The following is a 15,250-nucleotide window of genomic DNA, read 5'->3' on the forward strand; positions in this document are numbered from 1 at the left end:
CGCATACAGATCGCATCTGAAGTCTATGGATTGCTGTACCCCGATCGGTGTCATCGCAGCAAGTGCGACGTCGATAGTTTATTATCGTCAGCTTTTCGACAGGTATTGCGGGTAGCGTTTCTGACGTTGAATGCGCGTGCGATATGCTCGTGCCATAACTGCGGAGTATGAGGACGGAGTGGCCTCTTCAGGGACGCAGGTGCTAGTGACGACAGGCATATATGCGCTTGGGTGGGCTAATGGTGTGCTCATGCAGGTCTGAAGGGCGTGTTCGGTTGACTAGCGCGTAAGGCTTGCAGGTTTACAGCTTTCTTCAATGCAACAGGAGTGAACTAAATGCCGTATCTTCCCGTGGCCGGTCTTCCCGTGGTCGGCGCGCTCGATTCGACGATGAACGGAGTGGTGCCGGAAGGCGCGGTTGTCGCTCCTGCTTTCAACGCCTTGTTGGGGCAGTATGCCCCGGTGAGCTATCAGTACCTACCGGTAGCTTCGCCAGCCCTGGTCGGTTCGGTCGTTACAAGTGTTGTTCCCGTCGCCGTGGCTCCAGCCGTCGTTACTACCCAGGCGTACATGATGGCGCCGCCCCCTCCCACCATGCTGGTGGGTCAGCCGAATCAGAGCTCTGAGCCTCCTGTGGATCCGGTGTGGACGCATGAGGTCAAGGATGGCAAGGCCACGATCAATCTCGGCGACAAGTATGCGATTACGGCGGACGAGAAGGATGGCACCTGGACAGTTCGCAACAACCAGACCGGCCATGTCACGAAGATCCATGGCGACCCCCACGTCGACGCCGACGGAGACGGCAAGGACGACTTCGATTTTAAGAAAGATATGACGTTCCAGCTCGACGATGGCACGAAAATTACCGTCAATAACGTCGACTACGGCAATGGTGAGGCCATCTCCTCAAAGCTTACCATTACAAACGGCCACAACGCGATGGTTGTGGAGGGGCTCGGCGACGCTAAGGATGGCAAAAACAACCTGAGGGTGACGCAGTCCAATGCTGGAATGACCCTTGATGAGTTGACAGCCGATGGTGCTCAGACAATCTATGAGAGCGGCCAGGGTTGGGTCGATGGCGCCGGACGCGCGGTAAATCAGGCGAGTATCAATGCGGGTGAACGGGGGCGCGGACCGGGCAACTACCAGTATGCAAGTCCGCCGTCAGGCTGTGCGAGCCCCGTCTTCTTCGTTCCGCCTCCGCCGCCGCCCCTCGCGATGGTACCGGTTGCGGTCGCTCCGACTCCTGGGCAGTCGCCTCAGTCGGCGCCAGTTTGGTCGCATGAGGTGAAGGACGGCAAGGCGACGATTAACCTTGGTGATAAGTATACGATCACGGCCGATGAGAAAGACGGCACCTGGACCGTTCGCAACAATCAGACCGGCCATGTCACGAAGATCCACGGCGATCCTCACGTCGATGCGAATGGCGACGGCAAGGATGACTTCGACTTCAAGAAAGGCATGAGCTTCGAGCTCGATGACGGCACAAAGATTACCGTAGACACGGTCGATTTTGGTAAAGGCAAAACCATTTCCTCAAAGCTGACCATCACCAACGGCGACAATGCGATGGTTGTCGAGGGACTCGGTGATGATAAGGATGGAAAGAACAATCTGAAGGTGACCCAATCCAATGCCGGCCGAACCCTTGATCAGCTGACATCTGATGGAGCTCAGACAATCCACGAGCAAAATCAGGGATGGGTTGACAACTCCGGACGCAGGGTGACGCAGTCGGTCATCGACCACAATGAGAACCCGGACGCGCCGCCGGATTTCAAGACCATGATGCGGGAAATGATGTTGCGGCGGGTTGCGTGAGGCCGAGTCCATCAATTGGACAAATTGTGAAGCGGGCGGCGCTAGCGCCCGCTTCTCATGTTCGGCGAGCGACGATGAGAATAGCAGGTGCTGCCGCCTATGAATCCAGAATCGCTGCTCGCGTCCGACGATCGCGCAGTCAAAGCTTTGGCCCCAACCGGGCCAACAGCAGCCCGTGACGGCAGGACAAAGTACTGGCAACATCTTCCAATGCTGTGGCGAAGGCGCACGAGTTGCATACGCAGGAGAGCCCTCACGCTCTGAGCGCCAACGATGCTGGCCCTCAGGAAAAGTCCTTGAGATCTCTCTAGCAGACAGGTTCGCGGTCAGCCGCGGATCTGAACAAGGACAGCCTGGCGAGCGCAATCGATCCTCGAATGAGGGAAATGTTGCACGGCTTGCGTGCTATCGTTCATTACCCCTTGCTGAGAGCGCTCGTATCGTCATTCTTGGGCGGGATAGCAAGGAGCTTGCCGGTGGAGCTTCGGCCTTGCTGTGCAGGTCTGCCGCTGCGGAAGACCAAAAGTCGCAGCAGCGTTTGCCGAGAGAGCCGGGTGCACACCGATTTGTGGACCCGCTCGGCAAGCCATTTGGAGCATCGCTGAAGGCGCGTCTGGCTTGCTGCAGGTACCAAGTCCCACTTGCTTCGTCCAATCGGGCTCGTTTTAAACAGCGGGCCCGATGTATCCCCATCCCGCCTCACCCCTCATCCAGCTCGCTCATGGCATCATCCATATCCGACTGGGAGTCGCTTATGACTTGCGTGGCGACGGAAACGAGCGCCTTCTCGAAAGCTTGCTGCAACAATGCCGCAGGCGACCGGTTGCCGCCGTTCGCCGCGGTGTCGGGGTCTGCGCCAGCCTCTGGCCTTGTCGCTGCGATATCGGCGGCGCCTGCGTCCATGTCGTAACACTCACATAGCGGCGTCGCCGCGAGATGACCTGCTCTCTGATAGCAGGGGCAGCTTGCGAGAAGCTGACGAAGATCGCGTCTCTGATAAATTCTGCGATCACTGATGTTGAGTTGATTTGCCTCGTGGAATGTCGATGTGCAAAGGACTGTGCTGGCACGACACGAAAGGTGGATCGGCTGGGCATCTGTCAGCGAAAAGACCGTCCGGGGGCAAGCCCTTGGTGAGCGAATATTAAATTCCGGCTTGGCGAAATTCTGTTGCATCATAAAAGTCGCCACGTTCAACCGCCGCGATGCGGTCCAGCAGGCAATCGAAGGACAGATCTCCCAAGCCAACTGTCCATGGCAAGATGCAGCAGATGTGACGAAATCGACCTCGCGCTTGCCGTTCTTGTTCGCGGTTCTGAATGTCAAGCACCTAGATTGCGAAGACGCGGCGCGGCTGATCTTGATTCTTTCTAACCCTGCAGAACGATTTTTCCGGCGCGTGCGCAAGCGTATCACGTTGATGGGGCTACGAAAGCCTGCGCGCTTAGCCCGTAATTATCACAGTCGCTGCCGTTCGAAGTTCAATAGGTCTTCGAGCTCCCACAAAAGTGCCGCGACTCTGAGGATCGCTTTTGGCGCCAATTTGTCTTCTCGTACGCTGCAATAAGGAGGCCCGCCCTCTGTCTCACGATGCGAGCCAAAAAAAGACGCGATGGGGTTGCACCTCGCCAAACTTCTGGGATAGGTCGTCAAGTACTTGGAAGTAGCAGCCGGCGACCGGGTTGCAAAATGAGATGGGAGACATTTGGGTGCGAACAGAGTTTTCGTGTATCAATCGGTCTAAAGCGATCTTTGATGACATTTATGCTTTGGATGATCCAAGGGCATACTTCTCTGTCCTGGGCGACTTGGATTATATGATCCCGGACGTGGCTGAGCCGGTCGTGCGACAAATTCTGGCAGCGAAAGCTTCCGCAACCGGTCTTAAGCCTGTCGTTCTTGATATTGGATGTTCATACGGCATCAACGCAGCAGTGCATCGCTTTCCACTGACCTTCGGGGGCCTGCGTCACCGCTACGCTCGGCGCGAAATGAGGGCGATCAGTTCTGAGACACTGGTGCGCCTCGATCGCAATTTTTATGCGGCTTGGCCCGATGTCGGGTTGGCGCGGTTTATCGGCTTGGACGTGTCGGCGCCGGCGATTAGCTATGCAACAAACGTTGGCCTCCTGGACCAGGGCATTGTCGCTGACCTTGAAAAAGACGCGCTATCGACAGACAGCGCGCAAATTCTCCGCTCTGCGGATGTTATCATGTCGACGGGTTGCATCGGCTATATTACCGAGAAGACGTTCAGAAAAATTCTCGATGCGACCGAGAGATGTCCATGGATCATCTCCTTCGTGCTACGAATGTTTCCATTTGAGTCTTTGGCCTCGACCTTCGCGAACCGTGGCCTTGTGACGGAACGTCTTTACGGCGCGACATTTATCCAGCGCCGCTTTCGCGATGCTGAAGAGTTTGAAGGTTGTTTGGCCAGCTTGGCGGCTCTTGGCGTTGATGCGACCGGCCTTGAATCAGAAGGGCTGTTTCACGCCGATCTGATCTTGTCTCGCCCTGAGGCCGATGCGCGCGCCACTCCTCTGGAAAACATTGTCACGGTCGCCAGCGGCAGGGGGCGGCCGATCGGCCCCCGTTACGTTCATGTTGAAGGCACCGAGGGCTTGCAGGTCGCGCTAGAGCCATGACAGGTCAGAAGCCGCTACGCTGCGCGCCAGCCCCGTTCTGGGCTGGATCAGGAGGTCGAGAACGAAGCCATTCTGGCCAACAGAGCGCCGCAGCCGATGATATTTCGGAGGGATGGACCTCTGGCTCGACCATGCGCAAGCCGAAGTAAAAACCAGGAATATAGCCCACGCGGGACCGATCACTTTCGAGCGGGAGGCTATAGCGCGAGCGATAAACGTGCTGGTGTTCTAGTTCTCGGCCGCTCCATTCGTTAGCTTGACGGTGTCCTTTTGCCCTCGGGAGCTTGATCTCCCGCAACGGAAGGCTTGACGAATCTCGTCGGGTGCCGCCTAGATGTGGATCTGTCTCGGTCTTCTGTCCTTTATTTTGTGGGACCGAAGCTAAGAGGGAACCCGGTGCGCCGAACGGCTGCTCCGGGGCTGCCCCCGCAACTGTGAGCGGCGATCGGTTCATGTCAGTGATCGATCTCTCGTCAGTCGATCCACGCTCGCTGATCGGCAAGGGACGGGTCGGCCTCCTCGACTCGACCGGCACCTATGACGTCGATCGCTTACGACTTCTGGAAGCGGCAGCAGCAGACCCATCGGATGGGCGAGGAGGTGCCGCTCGGCGCCGATCTCAAGGACTGGGCGTCGGACCGCGTCACCGCCAACGAGCGCGCGCTGCTCGCCCAGATATTCTTCACTCAGTCGGACATCGAGGTCGGCGACAACTATCTCAAGCGCTACATCCCGATCTTCCAACCGCTCACCGTGCAGATGATGATGGCGACGTTCACCAACATGGAGACCGTCCACATTGACGGTTATGCGCTGCTGCTCAAGACACTCGGCATGCCCAAGACCGAGTTCGAGGCATTCCGCGACTATGCGCAGATGCGCGCCAAAGCGGACTACATGCACGAGTTCGGCGTCCATACCGTGGCTGACGTCGCTCGCACCCTTGCGATGTTCGGCGCCTTCACAGAAGGCATGGCGTTGTTCGCGAGCTTTGCCATGCTGCTCAATTTTCCGCGCCACAACAAGATGAATGGCATGGGACAGATCGTAAGCTGGTCTGTGCGCGACGAGAGTCTCCACTGCGAAGGGATCATCAAGCTATTTCACGAATGGCACCGCGAAACCGGCGTGGTGACGCGCTCCGTCCGTAACGACATCATCGACGTCGCCAAGACCATGGTGAAGCTGGAGGAGAACTTCGTTGATCTCGCCTTCGGCCTCGGCAAAATCGAGGGCATGCGGGCTGAGCAGATCCACGCTTATGTCCGCTATGTCGCGGATTGGCGACTGACCCAGCTCGGAATTACCCCGGTCTTCGGCTTCTTCGAGGCCAGAGAGAGCGGGTTTACCCAGCTCCGGCCGCATCCGTTGCCACGGCTGGTCGAGATCCTGAATGGGGTCGAGCACGCCAATTTCTTCGAACAGCGCGCTACGGAGTACTCCAAGGGGCGAGCCGCGGCAGCTGGGATGGCGAAGAGGGGGGTGGGCGGCTTTCGGCCGTATGCAGGACGACCGCAACAGCGTTTTGTTGGAGCGCGATCCTGATAATGCTCGTACTTTCGCAGAAGTCCGCTGATGCTTGCGGAGCAAAGCTCGACCAGTGACATTAATCCAGCCTACCGAAGCTGTGATAGTTGACCCATGAGGGCGAGCCGTTGCAGTCACGCCAATACTATCAATCGCTCGCGTCCTTGCATTGTGGGTGCTCACGTCTGCCAACAGGGCAGGACAAGCGGCAGGCGGGGCAAGCAGTTCGAATGTTGGACCTGCGCGGTCAGAACGCGCCTATCCTATTTCAGAACGCACTCTCACCTTTGTCGTCGAGGACATGACCGTCCCGCGATCTTCTAGAATCCCCGCGGGATGTCGCTGGACGCGCTATACCGACTTTGTCCTCTTTAGCGCCAGCGCGTTTGTTTCTAGCGCGTCCATATGAACAATGATCTCATCCATATCGAACTTTGGCTTAATCGGGTCGGTCGGCCTTTGATTGGACGCTGCCGTGACCATTGCAATTCTGAAATGTCCCTCAAAGAGGAGCTTGGCCGCGGAATAGCCGCCGGCCCGATCGCCTTCATCAGGTGCTCGTCGGCAAGGTCGCTCTGTCGGCCCTCGAAGATGACCCTGCCGTGGCTCGGCTACAGCCGCTAGTGAATGGGCGGATCTTCCGGGTCTGCAGGTCGGTCTTCCTCCATACCTTCGGGCCAAAGAGTCGGGTCTAGCGACGGTGTGAGACGAATGAAGCCCTCTTCTCTCCATTCGGCTGTGTGAGGCACGCCGAGCATGGTGAAAACCTGCGTTGGGTCGTGCTTGCTCGGCTTCAATCCGCTGCGCTCCAGCATGTCGATTTGAGCGCCTGTGGCTGGTTGACCAGCGAACACCCAGTAATCCTTGGCGAGATGTCCGTTCAGCATACGGAACTCGGAAAGCTCTGGCGGTGCAGCTTCGGGAGGCCCAGCTTGAGGCGGTCCCGCTTGCAATGGCGGGGCGTGAGAGGGGCCGGCGTGCGATGGTTCAGGCCGCAATGGGGCGACGCACGATGGTCCGGCATGCGATGGCTCTGCCTCCGATGCCTCCACGTGCGGTTGCTCGGAATGCGACGGGTCGACTTCCACATTCTGCCATATCAGATCTTGATCGAAACCAGGATGTTCCTCGATGGCCTGAGCGATGGTTTGCTGCGAGAGATGTTGCGGGAGGTTTTCCGGCTCTGGCTCGGCATCGGCCGCAGGGGGCGTATACAGATCATCCTGCCAACCCAAGTCTGGCAAATAGCGGAGCGCTAAATCCAGGTATGGCGCATAGGGCTGCCCAGCATCCAGATATGGAGAATAGGGATGGCCAGCGTCCAGATATGGCGAATAAGCCTCGCCCTGCAGCACTGGAGGAGCAGCTCCATCTGGCGGAGCACTAGCCTGTGTGTTGCTGAGCTGCCGCTCAAAGCCGGTGGTGTCCGTCGTCGGTCGCGGTGTGTCGGGCTCTGGGCTCGTAGTCGCCGAGCCGACTGCATTGAAATCCACCCCGTTCCTCCTTTCAAATGATGGAGCACTTCGAGCTATGCAAAATCTCCCCCGTACTAGCTCCGAAGCACGTGCTCGAAGGCTCGCATTGCTAAGGCCTCGCGCTACGTTTAAAGATGGCGCTAAGCACCTTCCGCTCGAGCATCCCGTGCCTAATGCATACATCCGCGGCTGTCTCCATGAGCTGGCCGTCTAGACATCGCGCGCTCATGCTAGGCACCTTTAGCTTTCGAGAAGCGGACGATCTGATGGATTTAAGCCAAGGCCAGTTCGCCAAATCGCTCGGAGACACATCATCAAGTGTCACTTCAGGCCTGGACCGGCTTCGCGCACGACGCCATCCTGGTGCGGAGTGTCGGAAGAATAATGACCTTCCGGTCGTCCGTCCCGAACGACCGTGCTCGAGGAGCCGCGAAACAACATCAAAACCGACTCGCGTTGTGGCCTTTCGGCCGCGACGGGATCCCGCCGGGCCTGCGCCTCCGCCACAAGGCCCTTGAGGGTCTGGTCCACCAGCGCAACAAAGCGCGGTGGGCCAGAAGCCAGGACGAGGCCTTCTCCCGGAGCCGGTTTCACGATAAAGCGCTCATCGGAGATGTTGAGCGCATCGAGCGCGGTCTTGAACGCATCGAAGCTGATCGGGTTCAACACAATCAGCCGGCTTTGCGCCTCGTGGGCAGCGGAGACGTAAAGGACGAGCCCGTCGTAGTACCATTGAAGATTGTAGAGGGCTGTCAAACGATCGAGGAACTCTCGCGGCGGAAGGTCCGGCATTCGTCCGCGAATTCTGCCCCTTACCTCGGCGCTGACATTGACCCTGATATTGAGATTGTTGCCGAACTCCTGAAGCGCCGCAGAAAGATCCTGATCGAGAACGGTGTAGCTATAAAGGGGCGAGGGTAGTGAAAGTGATGCGCCAAACGCCCGCATTATTCCGAGATAGACGAAAACCCCGACATATATAGCTCTCTTCAAAATTTGCACCATCTTAGATCGCATGAGCATTCCCAGACGCCTTCCACTCAGAATAACACTGGAGTTTCATTCCAACTTGGAAGTCAAACGTGATCTTTAGATGACGCAATCAGCGGCATCTTCGTCAGGTTTTCGTCAGCTCGCTAATCTATGACCTTGATCCGCTTATCGGTCAAAACGCCTGGTCACATCACGCGAGAACAATGACTCCTTCCATGATGTTAGGCGCAACGCCGATCTCTTCCAATGCAGTTGGCTGTCTTCCCAATGCCTGCTCGCCGGCAGCTCCTGGCGAGCAGGCGCACTTTGAGCAGGCTCTCGCGCAAGCAGCTTCCAGTCAAGCAGCTGCCTCCCCGGTCGCGGACAAGCCGGTGGTTGCTCCGCCGGTAACGGAGGTCCAGCGCGCGAACACGTTGGCAAGTCCGCCGGGCGACCGCGTCCTTCACACCCTTTCCAGCCTGTACCATGGCCATGCCGTTCCTCCGGCTGTCGGAGGCGTGCCGACTGCTGTGAGCGGTCTGCAGCCTGGACCGGCTACCCAGCCGCTCTTGCAGTCGGACGACGGCGGCGCACATGCGACGGTTAAGCCGGTTGGAGCGGAGTTCGATTCGATGATGGTCAATCTGCGGGACGTCTACAGAGACGTCATTCAGGTTTCGCTCGTGTCCAAGGGTACCAGTGCCGTCAGCTCGTCGCTAAACAAGCTGCTGTCGGCAGGCTGAGTGAGGTTGATGAGTGGCGTGATGCAGAGGGGTAGCGGCGGCGGTCGTCAATCGTGGCGGCGACTTCGCATGTGTTTTGCTCTGCCCCTTCTGCTTCCGCTGATCGGCTGCAAGGCTGATCTCTACACCAAAATTCAGGAGCGCGAGGCTAATGAGATGCTTGCGCTTCTCCTTGGTAAGGGTGTTGATGCCGTTCGTGTTGTCGCTAAGGACGGAACCAGTACAATCCAGGTTGAGGAAAAGCAGCTTGCCTATTCGATTGACCTGCTCAATATCGAGGGGCTGCCGCGCCAATCCTTCAAAAATCTTGGCGAAGTGTTCAAAGGATCGGGCCTCGTTGCCTCGCCGATCGAGGAGCGGGCCCGTTATGTTTATGCTCTAAGCGAAGAATTGTCGCGCACGATCAGCGATATAGACGGCGTCCTTTCAGCTCGTGTCCATGTCGTTCTTCCGAAGAACGATTTGCTGCGCCAAGATGCGACCCCGTCCTCTGCGTCGGTTTTCATCCGACATGGCTCCAGCGCGAAGCTATCTACGCTGCTACCGCAAATTAAGATGCTTGTCGCAAACAGCATTGAAGGTTTGTCCTACGACAAGGTCGCGGTCGTCTTCGTGCCGGTTGAGCGGGCAACGCTCGAGCAGTCGGCCGGGCCGGCGGCCGCTGCGGCTCAAACAGCCAAATCTGGTTCAATGCCGTTGCTTGCACTCGGTGTGGGGGGCGCCGGCGCCGCATTCGGCATCGTATCTTACGTGTTGCTGGGCACCCGTCTTCGTCGGCCCGGACAATCATCGCGCAAATGGACCATTTTCGGTGCACGTTCGAGTGCGCCCGCTGTGCAGGCTGCCCGCAAAAAGATGATTTCTGATGCGACATAGTCAGGACGCTCATGTCGACATCGATATCATCAACCGAACCCAATCGTTCGTTCACGCTGGCTGCCGATCGGCTGCGCGAGCTCGTGGCCTCGATCGATCCGAGCCGTTTCGCTGAGCGTCTTGATCCGCTGCTGTCGCCTCCCACATTGGTCAGGCTACAGCGGAGTGCCAGGCTGCAGCCAAGACTGGCCGAGCTGCTGCTTGGCAGCGAAGTGGATCTGAGCGGCGCCGGCTGGAATGAGGACCCTCTGCTCGGGCACGATCCGCGTCGGGCTGCGCTGCTCGCGGGCAGCATCTGGCATGCACGCTCCGTCCTCAAGCTGGTATCCCGGCACGATCTGTCGATATTAATCGAAATGATCGGTGCTGAAGCGCATGCTTTCGGGGTCCGGCATTTATCCAATGCGGTCGCAACGGCCCCCATTGTCGATCCTGAGCAATTGTCGCGACAGATCGAATGCGACGGGCATGCTTGTCTCGGCGCCTGGCTCGAAAAGGCTTCATCACTTGACCGTATCCGCGTGCTTCTACGCCTGCCGATTGGGACCGCTGCGGAGAATCCGGGTGCTGAACACCGTAGCGCGGCCGGCCCGCTGTTTTCCCTGGTAACGGCCCATTTGGGGACGGAGGCCGCCAGGGCATGACAGCCGATGCCCCAGAATTCCCCGTGGCACCACAGATTCGGCCCCTCGGGCCGTTGATCTCGGCAGCCGAGCTCAAGATCTGGCACGATGCCGTAGAGGCACGGGCTGCTGCCGAGCGGCATCTGCAGCGGGTTCGCGGTTGGGCACGCCAGGCTTATGAGCGGGAACGAGCGCGGGGCCGCGCCGAGGGCGCAAAGGCAGGCGCAGGAGAGATGGCGCGACTGATAGCGCAGGCTGCTTGTGAACTCGCGCAGCGAAAGGCTGTTCTGGAGCGGGAATTGCCGCAGCTGGTGCTTGAGATCGTGCGCGATTTGCTTGGCGCGTTTGATCCGGGCGAGATGCTGGTGCGGGGCGTTCGTCACGCCATTGAGCAGAAATACAAGAACACGGAAGTGTGCCTTCACGTATCCCCTCTGAAGGCCGATCTGCTCGCAAGTGAGTTCAGGGGCTATGACGGACTGGAAGGGCGGCCCAAGGTCAGGATCGAGCCCGATCCGGCGCTGACGGCGGACCAGTGCGTCTTGTGGAGCGAGTTTGGCAATGTCGATCTCGGACTTGGCGCGCAGCTCCGCGCCCTACGGCTCGGGTTAGGTTTGCCTTCGCACGGAGGTGAATCGTGACCATGCAACAACCGACCCATGAAGCCGCCGCCGGAGAAGGAACTGTCCACGCCGCGCTCTCATCCTTGAGATCTTCTGCGAAGCATATCGATACGCGCGCCGTCCGCGGTCGGATCACGCGGGCAATCGGCACGCTGCTGCATGCTGTCTTGCCCGAGGCCCGCGTTGGAGAACTATGCCTGTTGCAGGATCCCCGCACCGGGTGGTCGCTCGAGGCCGAGGTGATCGGCCTGTTGCCCGACGGGGTGTTACTCACACCGATCGGTGACATGGTCGGGCTGTCCAACCGTGCGGAGGTGATCACAACCGGACGAATGCAGGAAGTGGCGGTCGGCCCCGATTTGCTCGGCCGAGTGGTCGACAGCTTTGGGCGTCCGCTCGATGGCAAAGGTCCGATAAAGGCGGGGGAAGCCCGCCCTCTGCGGGGTAAGGCACCCAATCCGATGAAACGGCGCGGCATCGAACAGCCTTTTCCGCTCGGCGTCCGTGTCCTCGATGGCCTTCTGACGTGTGGAGAAGGTCAGCGAATCGGAATCTATGGTGATGCCGGTTGCGGCAAGTCGACGCTGATGTCGCAGATCGTAAAAGGCGCGTCGGCCGACGTCACCGTCGTTGCGCTGATCGGCGAACGTGGACGAGAGGTGCGAGAATTCATCGAACGTCAGCTTGGCGAAGCCCTCGCCCGTTCCGTAGTCGTGGTTGAGACCTCTGACCGTTCGGCGATGGAGCGGGCGCAATGCGCTTATATGGCGACGGCACTCGCCGAATATTTCCGTGACCAGGGACTGCGCGTCGTTCTGATGATGGATTCTTTGACGCGCTTTAGCCGCGCCATGCGTGAAATCGGCCTTGCCGCAGGAGAACCGCCGACCCGGCGCGGCTTTCCGCCCTCCGTGTTTGCGCTGTTGCCTGGCTTGTTGGAGCGCGCCGGCATGGGCGAGCATGGCTCCATTACGGCGTTCTATACAGTGCTTGTCGAAGGTGACGGCACGGGCGATCCAATTGCGGAAGAATCACGAGGCATCCTCGATGGCCATATTATTCTCTCGCGCGCGCTGGCCTCTCGAGAGCATTTTCCGGCCATCGATGTGCTGTCGAGCCGAAGCCGCGTCATGGATGCAATCGTATCTGTGCCGCATCGTAAAGCGGCATCCTTCTTTCGTGATCTGCTCTCGCGCTACGCTGAGGCCGAGTTCTTGATCAAGGTCGGCGAATATAAGCAAGGCTCTGATCCGCTAACCGACCGGGCGATTGCCTCCATCGAGGATCTGCGAGCATTTTTGCGCCAGGGTCAGGACGAGGCATGCAGCTTTGAGGAGACGATCGCATGGATATCACGTCTGACCGCCTGAATCCCGTTCACGCGTCGAAATTGCGACTCGTCAAGGACATGCGGGAGCGGAGCGCCCTCCGTGAGTTGTCCAACATGGAAGCCAAGCGCCGCATTGCGGTTCAAGCCGTCGAACAAGCTTGCGAGCATCTTGCAAATGCCGAAAGACGGCGCGCAACGGTCGAAGCGGAGCTTTATCGGGAGATGTTGTCGGCCGATGCGATTTCAGTCCCCGAACTGGAGCGTCGCCATCATCTCATCATCGGCCGGCTCACAGACGAGATCGCAGCGGCGCAGCGGAGCCTTGGTAAGGCTCGTGCTGCTCAAGAGCAGGCCGAGGCTGCGGCTGTTGAGGCGCGCAGCCTTTGGACCAAACGTTCGGCCGCGAGCCAGAAATGGCATGAGATCGAGCGCGACGTTCGGCGCATCACCAATGCGCATTTCGAGGCCGCGGCTGAAAGCGAAGCCGATGATGAGGTCCTGCTCCGCTACCGGCGAAGCCCATCCGGGCAAATGGGAGGCGAGCCGACATGATGGCCGATTTTCCTGTACTGGAGCCTGGGTGCTGCAATGTGGAAGTAGAGCCTGCGACATACAGATCGGGTGGCCCCACACCCTTTATACCGGCGCTGACCCTCTCTCGCGCTGTGGCCTCGTGGCTCAATGAGATCGCAGCTTTGCGCACACCTCTGCAAAGCCGTCTCGGCGAGAAGCCGCTATCGATCGTTGTAAGCCGGCTTGTCTGGCAGGCGGAGCTGGCTCCGGCATCGATGCTCAACTGCGTCTTCGAAGCAGACGGTGAAACCCTCATCCTGTCCTTGCCCGGGCCGCTTGCCGAAGAGCTGATTGAGACCGTGCAGGACGGCCTTACCTTACCTTCTGAGCCGGCGCGTTCGCTGATCCTGGAACTTGCGCTTGAACCCTTGCTTGCTCCGCTGGAAAGAATGACGCAGCGGAATCTGCAGCTTGTTCACACTGATGAAGCGCCCAGTGCGAGACCTTATCTTGAATTTGACGTCGTCTATGGTCAGCTCGCCAGCAAGGCTCGCCTGCTTCTATTCTCGCCTCTTGACGTTCAGGTTCCGTCGGCGTTCCGCGCCCTCGGCGAGTTGCTTGGCCGATTGCCGCGACAGACGCCCAGGCTGCTTTCTGACCTCCCGGTCATCGTTGCAGGCCATATCGGTTCGCTCCGCGTCACGATCGACGTTGTTCGCCAAGCACGGCAAGGCGACGCGCTGCTCCCGGACGCAATTCCCCTCGCTAGAGGCCAGATCATTCTCACGGCAGACCGATTGTGGGCTCCTGCAGAGATTGGCGGCGATAGGCTCGTGCTGCGGGGACCATTCCGCTTGCGATCCCACCCCTTGAAAAGTGAAGATGTGATGACACAAAGCCAGACGCAGCAGCCCCCCTCAGAGGCCGATATCGACAGTCTCGAGATCACACTCGTATTCGAATGTGGCCGCTGGCCGATGCCGTTGGGAACCTTGCGAACCATCAACGAAGGCCACGTGTTCGAAATTGGCCGGCCGCTTGACGGCCCGGTCGATATTCTTGCCAACGGCCAACGTATCGGCCGCGGCGACATCGTGCGGATCGGCGAGGAACTGGCCGTCAGGTTACGCGGCAGGTTGGCGCTTAATGACTGAGATTCAACCCAGCATCCTTGCGCTTCTTGCGATAACCGTCGGCCTTGGCCTGCTGGCCTTTGCAGTCGTCACAACTACCGCCTTCATCAAGGTCTCGGTTGTACTCTTCCTCGTGCGTAATGCGCTGGGGACCCAATCGATACCGCCGAACATCGTCCTTTACGGAGCGGCACTGATCCTGACCGTATTCATCAGCGCGCCGGTCTTTGAGCAGACCTACAATCGCCTTACCGACCCCCAACTTCGCTACCAAAGCTTCGACGACTGGATGACGGCCGCCAAGGAGGGGCAGGAGCCGCTGCGAGCCCATCTTAAGAAGTTCACCAACGAAGAGCAGCGCCGCTTCTTCCTGTCGTCCACCGAACATGTCTGGTCGGAGGAGATGCGCGGCAGCGCCACGGCAGATGATTTTGTAATTCTTGTGCCGTCGTTCCTGATTTCCGAGCTCAAGCGTGGCTTCGAAATCGGCTTTCTTCTCTATCTTCCCTTTATCACGATCGATCTGATCGTCACGACGATCTTGATGGCCATGGGCATGTCGATGGTCTCTCCGACGGTGATATCTGTCCCGTTCAAGCTCTTTCTGTTCGTCACTATCGACGGCTGGTCACGGCTCATGCACGGGCTGGTGTTAAGCTACACGACGCCAGGAGGTTGACGATGAACGAAGCCAGCATCCTCACGTACTTGAGCCAATCGCTTGTCCTTTTCATGATCTGGATTCTGCCGCCGTTGCTCGCAGCTCTCATCTCAGGATTGATCATTGGCCTCATCCAGGCGGCAACCCAGCTCCAGGATCAAACCTTGCCGCTGACGGTCAAGCTTCTGGTCGTCGTCGCCGTGCTCGCCGCGTTTTCTCCCGTGCTCAGCGCTCCACTCATCGAACAAGCAGAGCGCATTTTCAGCGAATTTCCTGCACTCACCGCAAGATACTAG

General features: G+C 58.8%; 15 protein-coding genes and 1 riboswitch. Of the genes, 12 read left to right on the plus strand and 3 right to left on the minus strand.

Annotation, left to right across the window (positions count from 1 at the left end; translation table 11 throughout):
* The first annotated feature begins 336 nt into the window (after positions 1 to 336).
* Complete coding sequence (locus tag EI171_RS10495) at positions 337 to 1,830, plus strand: DUF1521 domain-containing protein (protein ID WP_161533284.1); 1,494 nt, start codon at positions 337 to 339, stop codon at positions 1,828 to 1,830.
* Positions 1,831 to 2,529: 699 nt separating this feature from the next.
* On the opposite strand, the gene EI171_RS45475 is transcribed toward EI171_RS10495, so the two are convergent.
* Positions 2,530 to 3,237: a hypothetical protein gene (locus tag EI171_RS45475; RefSeq protein WP_246740487.1), complete on the minus strand. Its 708-nt coding sequence runs from the start codon at positions 3,235 to 3,237 to the stop codon at positions 2,530 to 2,532.
* Positions 3,238 to 3,524: 287 nt separating this feature from the next.
* Between EI171_RS45475 and EI171_RS10505 the strand changes: the two genes are divergently transcribed.
* Positions 3,525 to 4,478, plus strand: coding sequence for a hypothetical protein (locus EI171_RS10505; protein ID WP_097669889.1), 954 nt, complete (start codon positions 3,525 to 3,527; stop codon positions 4,476 to 4,478).
* 331 nt (positions 4,479 to 4,809) lie between these two features.
* Positions 4,810 to 5,082: riboswitch (cobalamin riboswitch) on the plus strand.
* Positions 5,067 to 6,023, plus strand: coding sequence for a ribonucleotide-diphosphate reductase subunit beta (locus tag EI171_RS10510; protein WP_161533285.1), 957 nt, complete (start codon positions 5,067 to 5,069; stop codon positions 6,021 to 6,023). Its footprint overlaps the riboswitch before it by 16 nt.
* A 602-nt stretch (positions 6,024 to 6,625) precedes the next feature.
* Here the strand turns inward: EI171_RS10510 and EI171_RS45480 are convergent.
* The gene (locus EI171_RS45480; protein ID WP_246740488.1) at positions 6,626 to 7,360 is read right to left on the minus strand and encodes a hypothetical protein; all 735 of its coding nucleotides are present in this window, start codon (positions 7,358 to 7,360) and stop codon (positions 6,626 to 6,628) included.
* Positions 7,361 to 7,801: 441 nt separating this feature from the next.
* Positions 7,802 to 8,485: a secretin N-terminal domain-containing protein gene (locus EI171_RS10520; protein WP_161533286.1), complete on the minus strand. Its 684-nt coding sequence runs from the start codon at positions 8,483 to 8,485 to the stop codon at positions 7,802 to 7,804.
* Between the two features lie 191 nt (positions 8,486 to 8,676).
* On the opposite strand from EI171_RS10520, the gene EI171_RS10525 reads away from it, so the two are divergent.
* From EI171_RS10525 to EI171_RS10565, 9 genes are read left to right on the plus strand one after another with little or no spacing between them, the layout of a single operon-like run.
* Positions 8,677 to 9,195, plus strand: coding sequence for a nodulation protein NolB (locus EI171_RS10525; RefSeq protein ID WP_246740489.1), 519 nt, complete (start codon positions 8,677 to 8,679; stop codon positions 9,193 to 9,195).
* A 9-nt stretch (positions 9,196 to 9,204) separates the two neighbouring features.
* Complete coding sequence (sctJ, locus tag EI171_RS10530) at positions 9,205 to 10,071, plus strand: type III secretion system inner membrane ring lipoprotein SctJ (RefSeq protein WP_097669638.1); 867 nt, start codon at positions 9,205 to 9,207, stop codon at positions 10,069 to 10,071.
* A gap of 11 nt (positions 10,072 to 10,082) precedes the next feature.
* A complete protein-coding gene (locus EI171_RS10535) occupies positions 10,083 to 10,715 on the plus strand; it encodes a nodulation protein NolU (protein WP_097669617.1) in 633 nt (210 codons plus the stop codon).
* Positions 10,712 to 11,335, plus strand: a complete 624-nt coding sequence (gene sctL / locus EI171_RS10540) for a type III secretion system stator protein SctL (RefSeq protein ID WP_097669618.1) — start codon at positions 10,712 to 10,714, stop codon at positions 11,333 to 11,335. Before EI171_RS10535 ends, sctL begins: the two co-directional genes overlap by 4 nt.
* A gap of 2 nt (positions 11,336 to 11,337) precedes the next feature.
* Entirely contained in the window at positions 11,338 to 12,687 is a 1,350-nt protein-coding gene (sctN, locus tag EI171_RS10545) for a type III secretion system ATPase SctN (RefSeq protein WP_371740535.1), read from the plus strand.
* Positions 12,663 to 13,199: a hypothetical protein gene (locus tag EI171_RS10550; protein ID WP_097669639.1), complete on the plus strand. Its 537-nt coding sequence runs from the start codon at positions 12,663 to 12,665 to the stop codon at positions 13,197 to 13,199. The genes sctN and EI171_RS10550 overlap by 25 nt, the downstream gene beginning before the upstream one ends.
* Positions 13,196 to 14,314, plus strand: coding sequence for a type III secretion system cytoplasmic ring protein SctQ (gene sctQ / locus EI171_RS10555; RefSeq protein ID WP_161533289.1), 1,119 nt, complete (start codon positions 13,196 to 13,198; stop codon positions 14,312 to 14,314). The genes EI171_RS10550 and sctQ overlap by 4 nt, the downstream gene beginning before the upstream one ends.
* Positions 14,307 to 14,972, plus strand: coding sequence for a type III secretion system export apparatus subunit SctR (gene sctR / locus EI171_RS10560; protein ID WP_097669621.1), 666 nt, complete (start codon positions 14,307 to 14,309; stop codon positions 14,970 to 14,972). Before sctQ ends, sctR begins: the two co-directional genes overlap by 8 nt.
* Positions 14,973 to 14,974: 2 nt before the next feature.
* A complete protein-coding gene (locus EI171_RS10565) occupies positions 14,975 to 15,250 on the plus strand; it encodes an EscS/YscS/HrcS family type III secretion system export apparatus protein (RefSeq protein WP_097669622.1) in 276 nt (91 codons plus the stop codon).

Origin of the sequence: Bradyrhizobium sp. LCT2, assembly GCF_009931255.1 — a bacterium.
GTDB classification, from domain to species: domain Bacteria; phylum Pseudomonadota; class Alphaproteobacteria; order Rhizobiales; family Xanthobacteraceae; genus Bradyrhizobium; species Bradyrhizobium diazoefficiens.

What these genes read in the sequence shown, in the direction of transcription:
- EI171_RS10495 (WP_161533284.1), top strand. Translation starts at nt 337, where the DNA reads ATGCCGTATCTTCCCGTGGCCGGTCTTCCCGTGGTCGGCGCGCTCGAT.
- EI171_RS10505 (WP_097669889.1), top strand. Translation starts at nt 3,525, where the DNA reads ATGGGAGACATTTGGGTGCGAACAGAGTTTTCGTGTATCAATCGGTCT.
- EI171_RS10510 (WP_161533285.1), top strand. Translation starts at nt 5,067, where the DNA reads ATGGGCGAGGAGGTGCCGCTCGGCGCCGATCTCAAGGACTGGGCGTCG.
- EI171_RS10520 (WP_161533286.1), bottom strand. Translation starts at nt 8,485, where the DNA reads ATGGTGCAAATTTTGAAGAGAGCTATATATGTCGGGGTTTTCGTCTAT.
- EI171_RS10525 (WP_246740489.1), top strand. Translation starts at nt 8,677, where the DNA reads ATGACTCCTTCCATGATGTTAGGCGCAACGCCGATCTCTTCCAATGCA.
- sctJ (WP_097669638.1), top strand. Translation starts at nt 9,205, where the DNA reads ATGAGTGGCGTGATGCAGAGGGGTAGCGGCGGCGGTCGTCAATCGTGG.
- EI171_RS10535 (WP_097669617.1), top strand. Translation starts at nt 10,083, where the DNA reads ATGTCGACATCGATATCATCAACCGAACCCAATCGTTCGTTCACGCTG.
- sctL (WP_097669618.1), top strand. Translation starts at nt 10,712, where the DNA reads ATGACAGCCGATGCCCCAGAATTCCCCGTGGCACCACAGATTCGGCCC.
- sctN (WP_371740535.1), top strand. Translation starts at nt 11,338, where the DNA reads ATGCAACAACCGACCCATGAAGCCGCCGCCGGAGAAGGAACTGTCCAC.
- EI171_RS10550 (WP_097669639.1), top strand. Translation starts at nt 12,663, where the DNA reads ATGGATATCACGTCTGACCGCCTGAATCCCGTTCACGCGTCGAAATTG.
- sctQ (WP_161533289.1), top strand. Translation starts at nt 13,196, where the DNA reads ATGATGGCCGATTTTCCTGTACTGGAGCCTGGGTGCTGCAATGTGGAA.
- sctR (WP_097669621.1), top strand. Translation starts at nt 14,307, where the DNA reads ATGACTGAGATTCAACCCAGCATCCTTGCGCTTCTTGCGATAACCGTC.
- EI171_RS10565 (WP_097669622.1), top strand. Translation starts at nt 14,975, where the DNA reads ATGAACGAAGCCAGCATCCTCACGTACTTGAGCCAATCGCTTGTCCTT.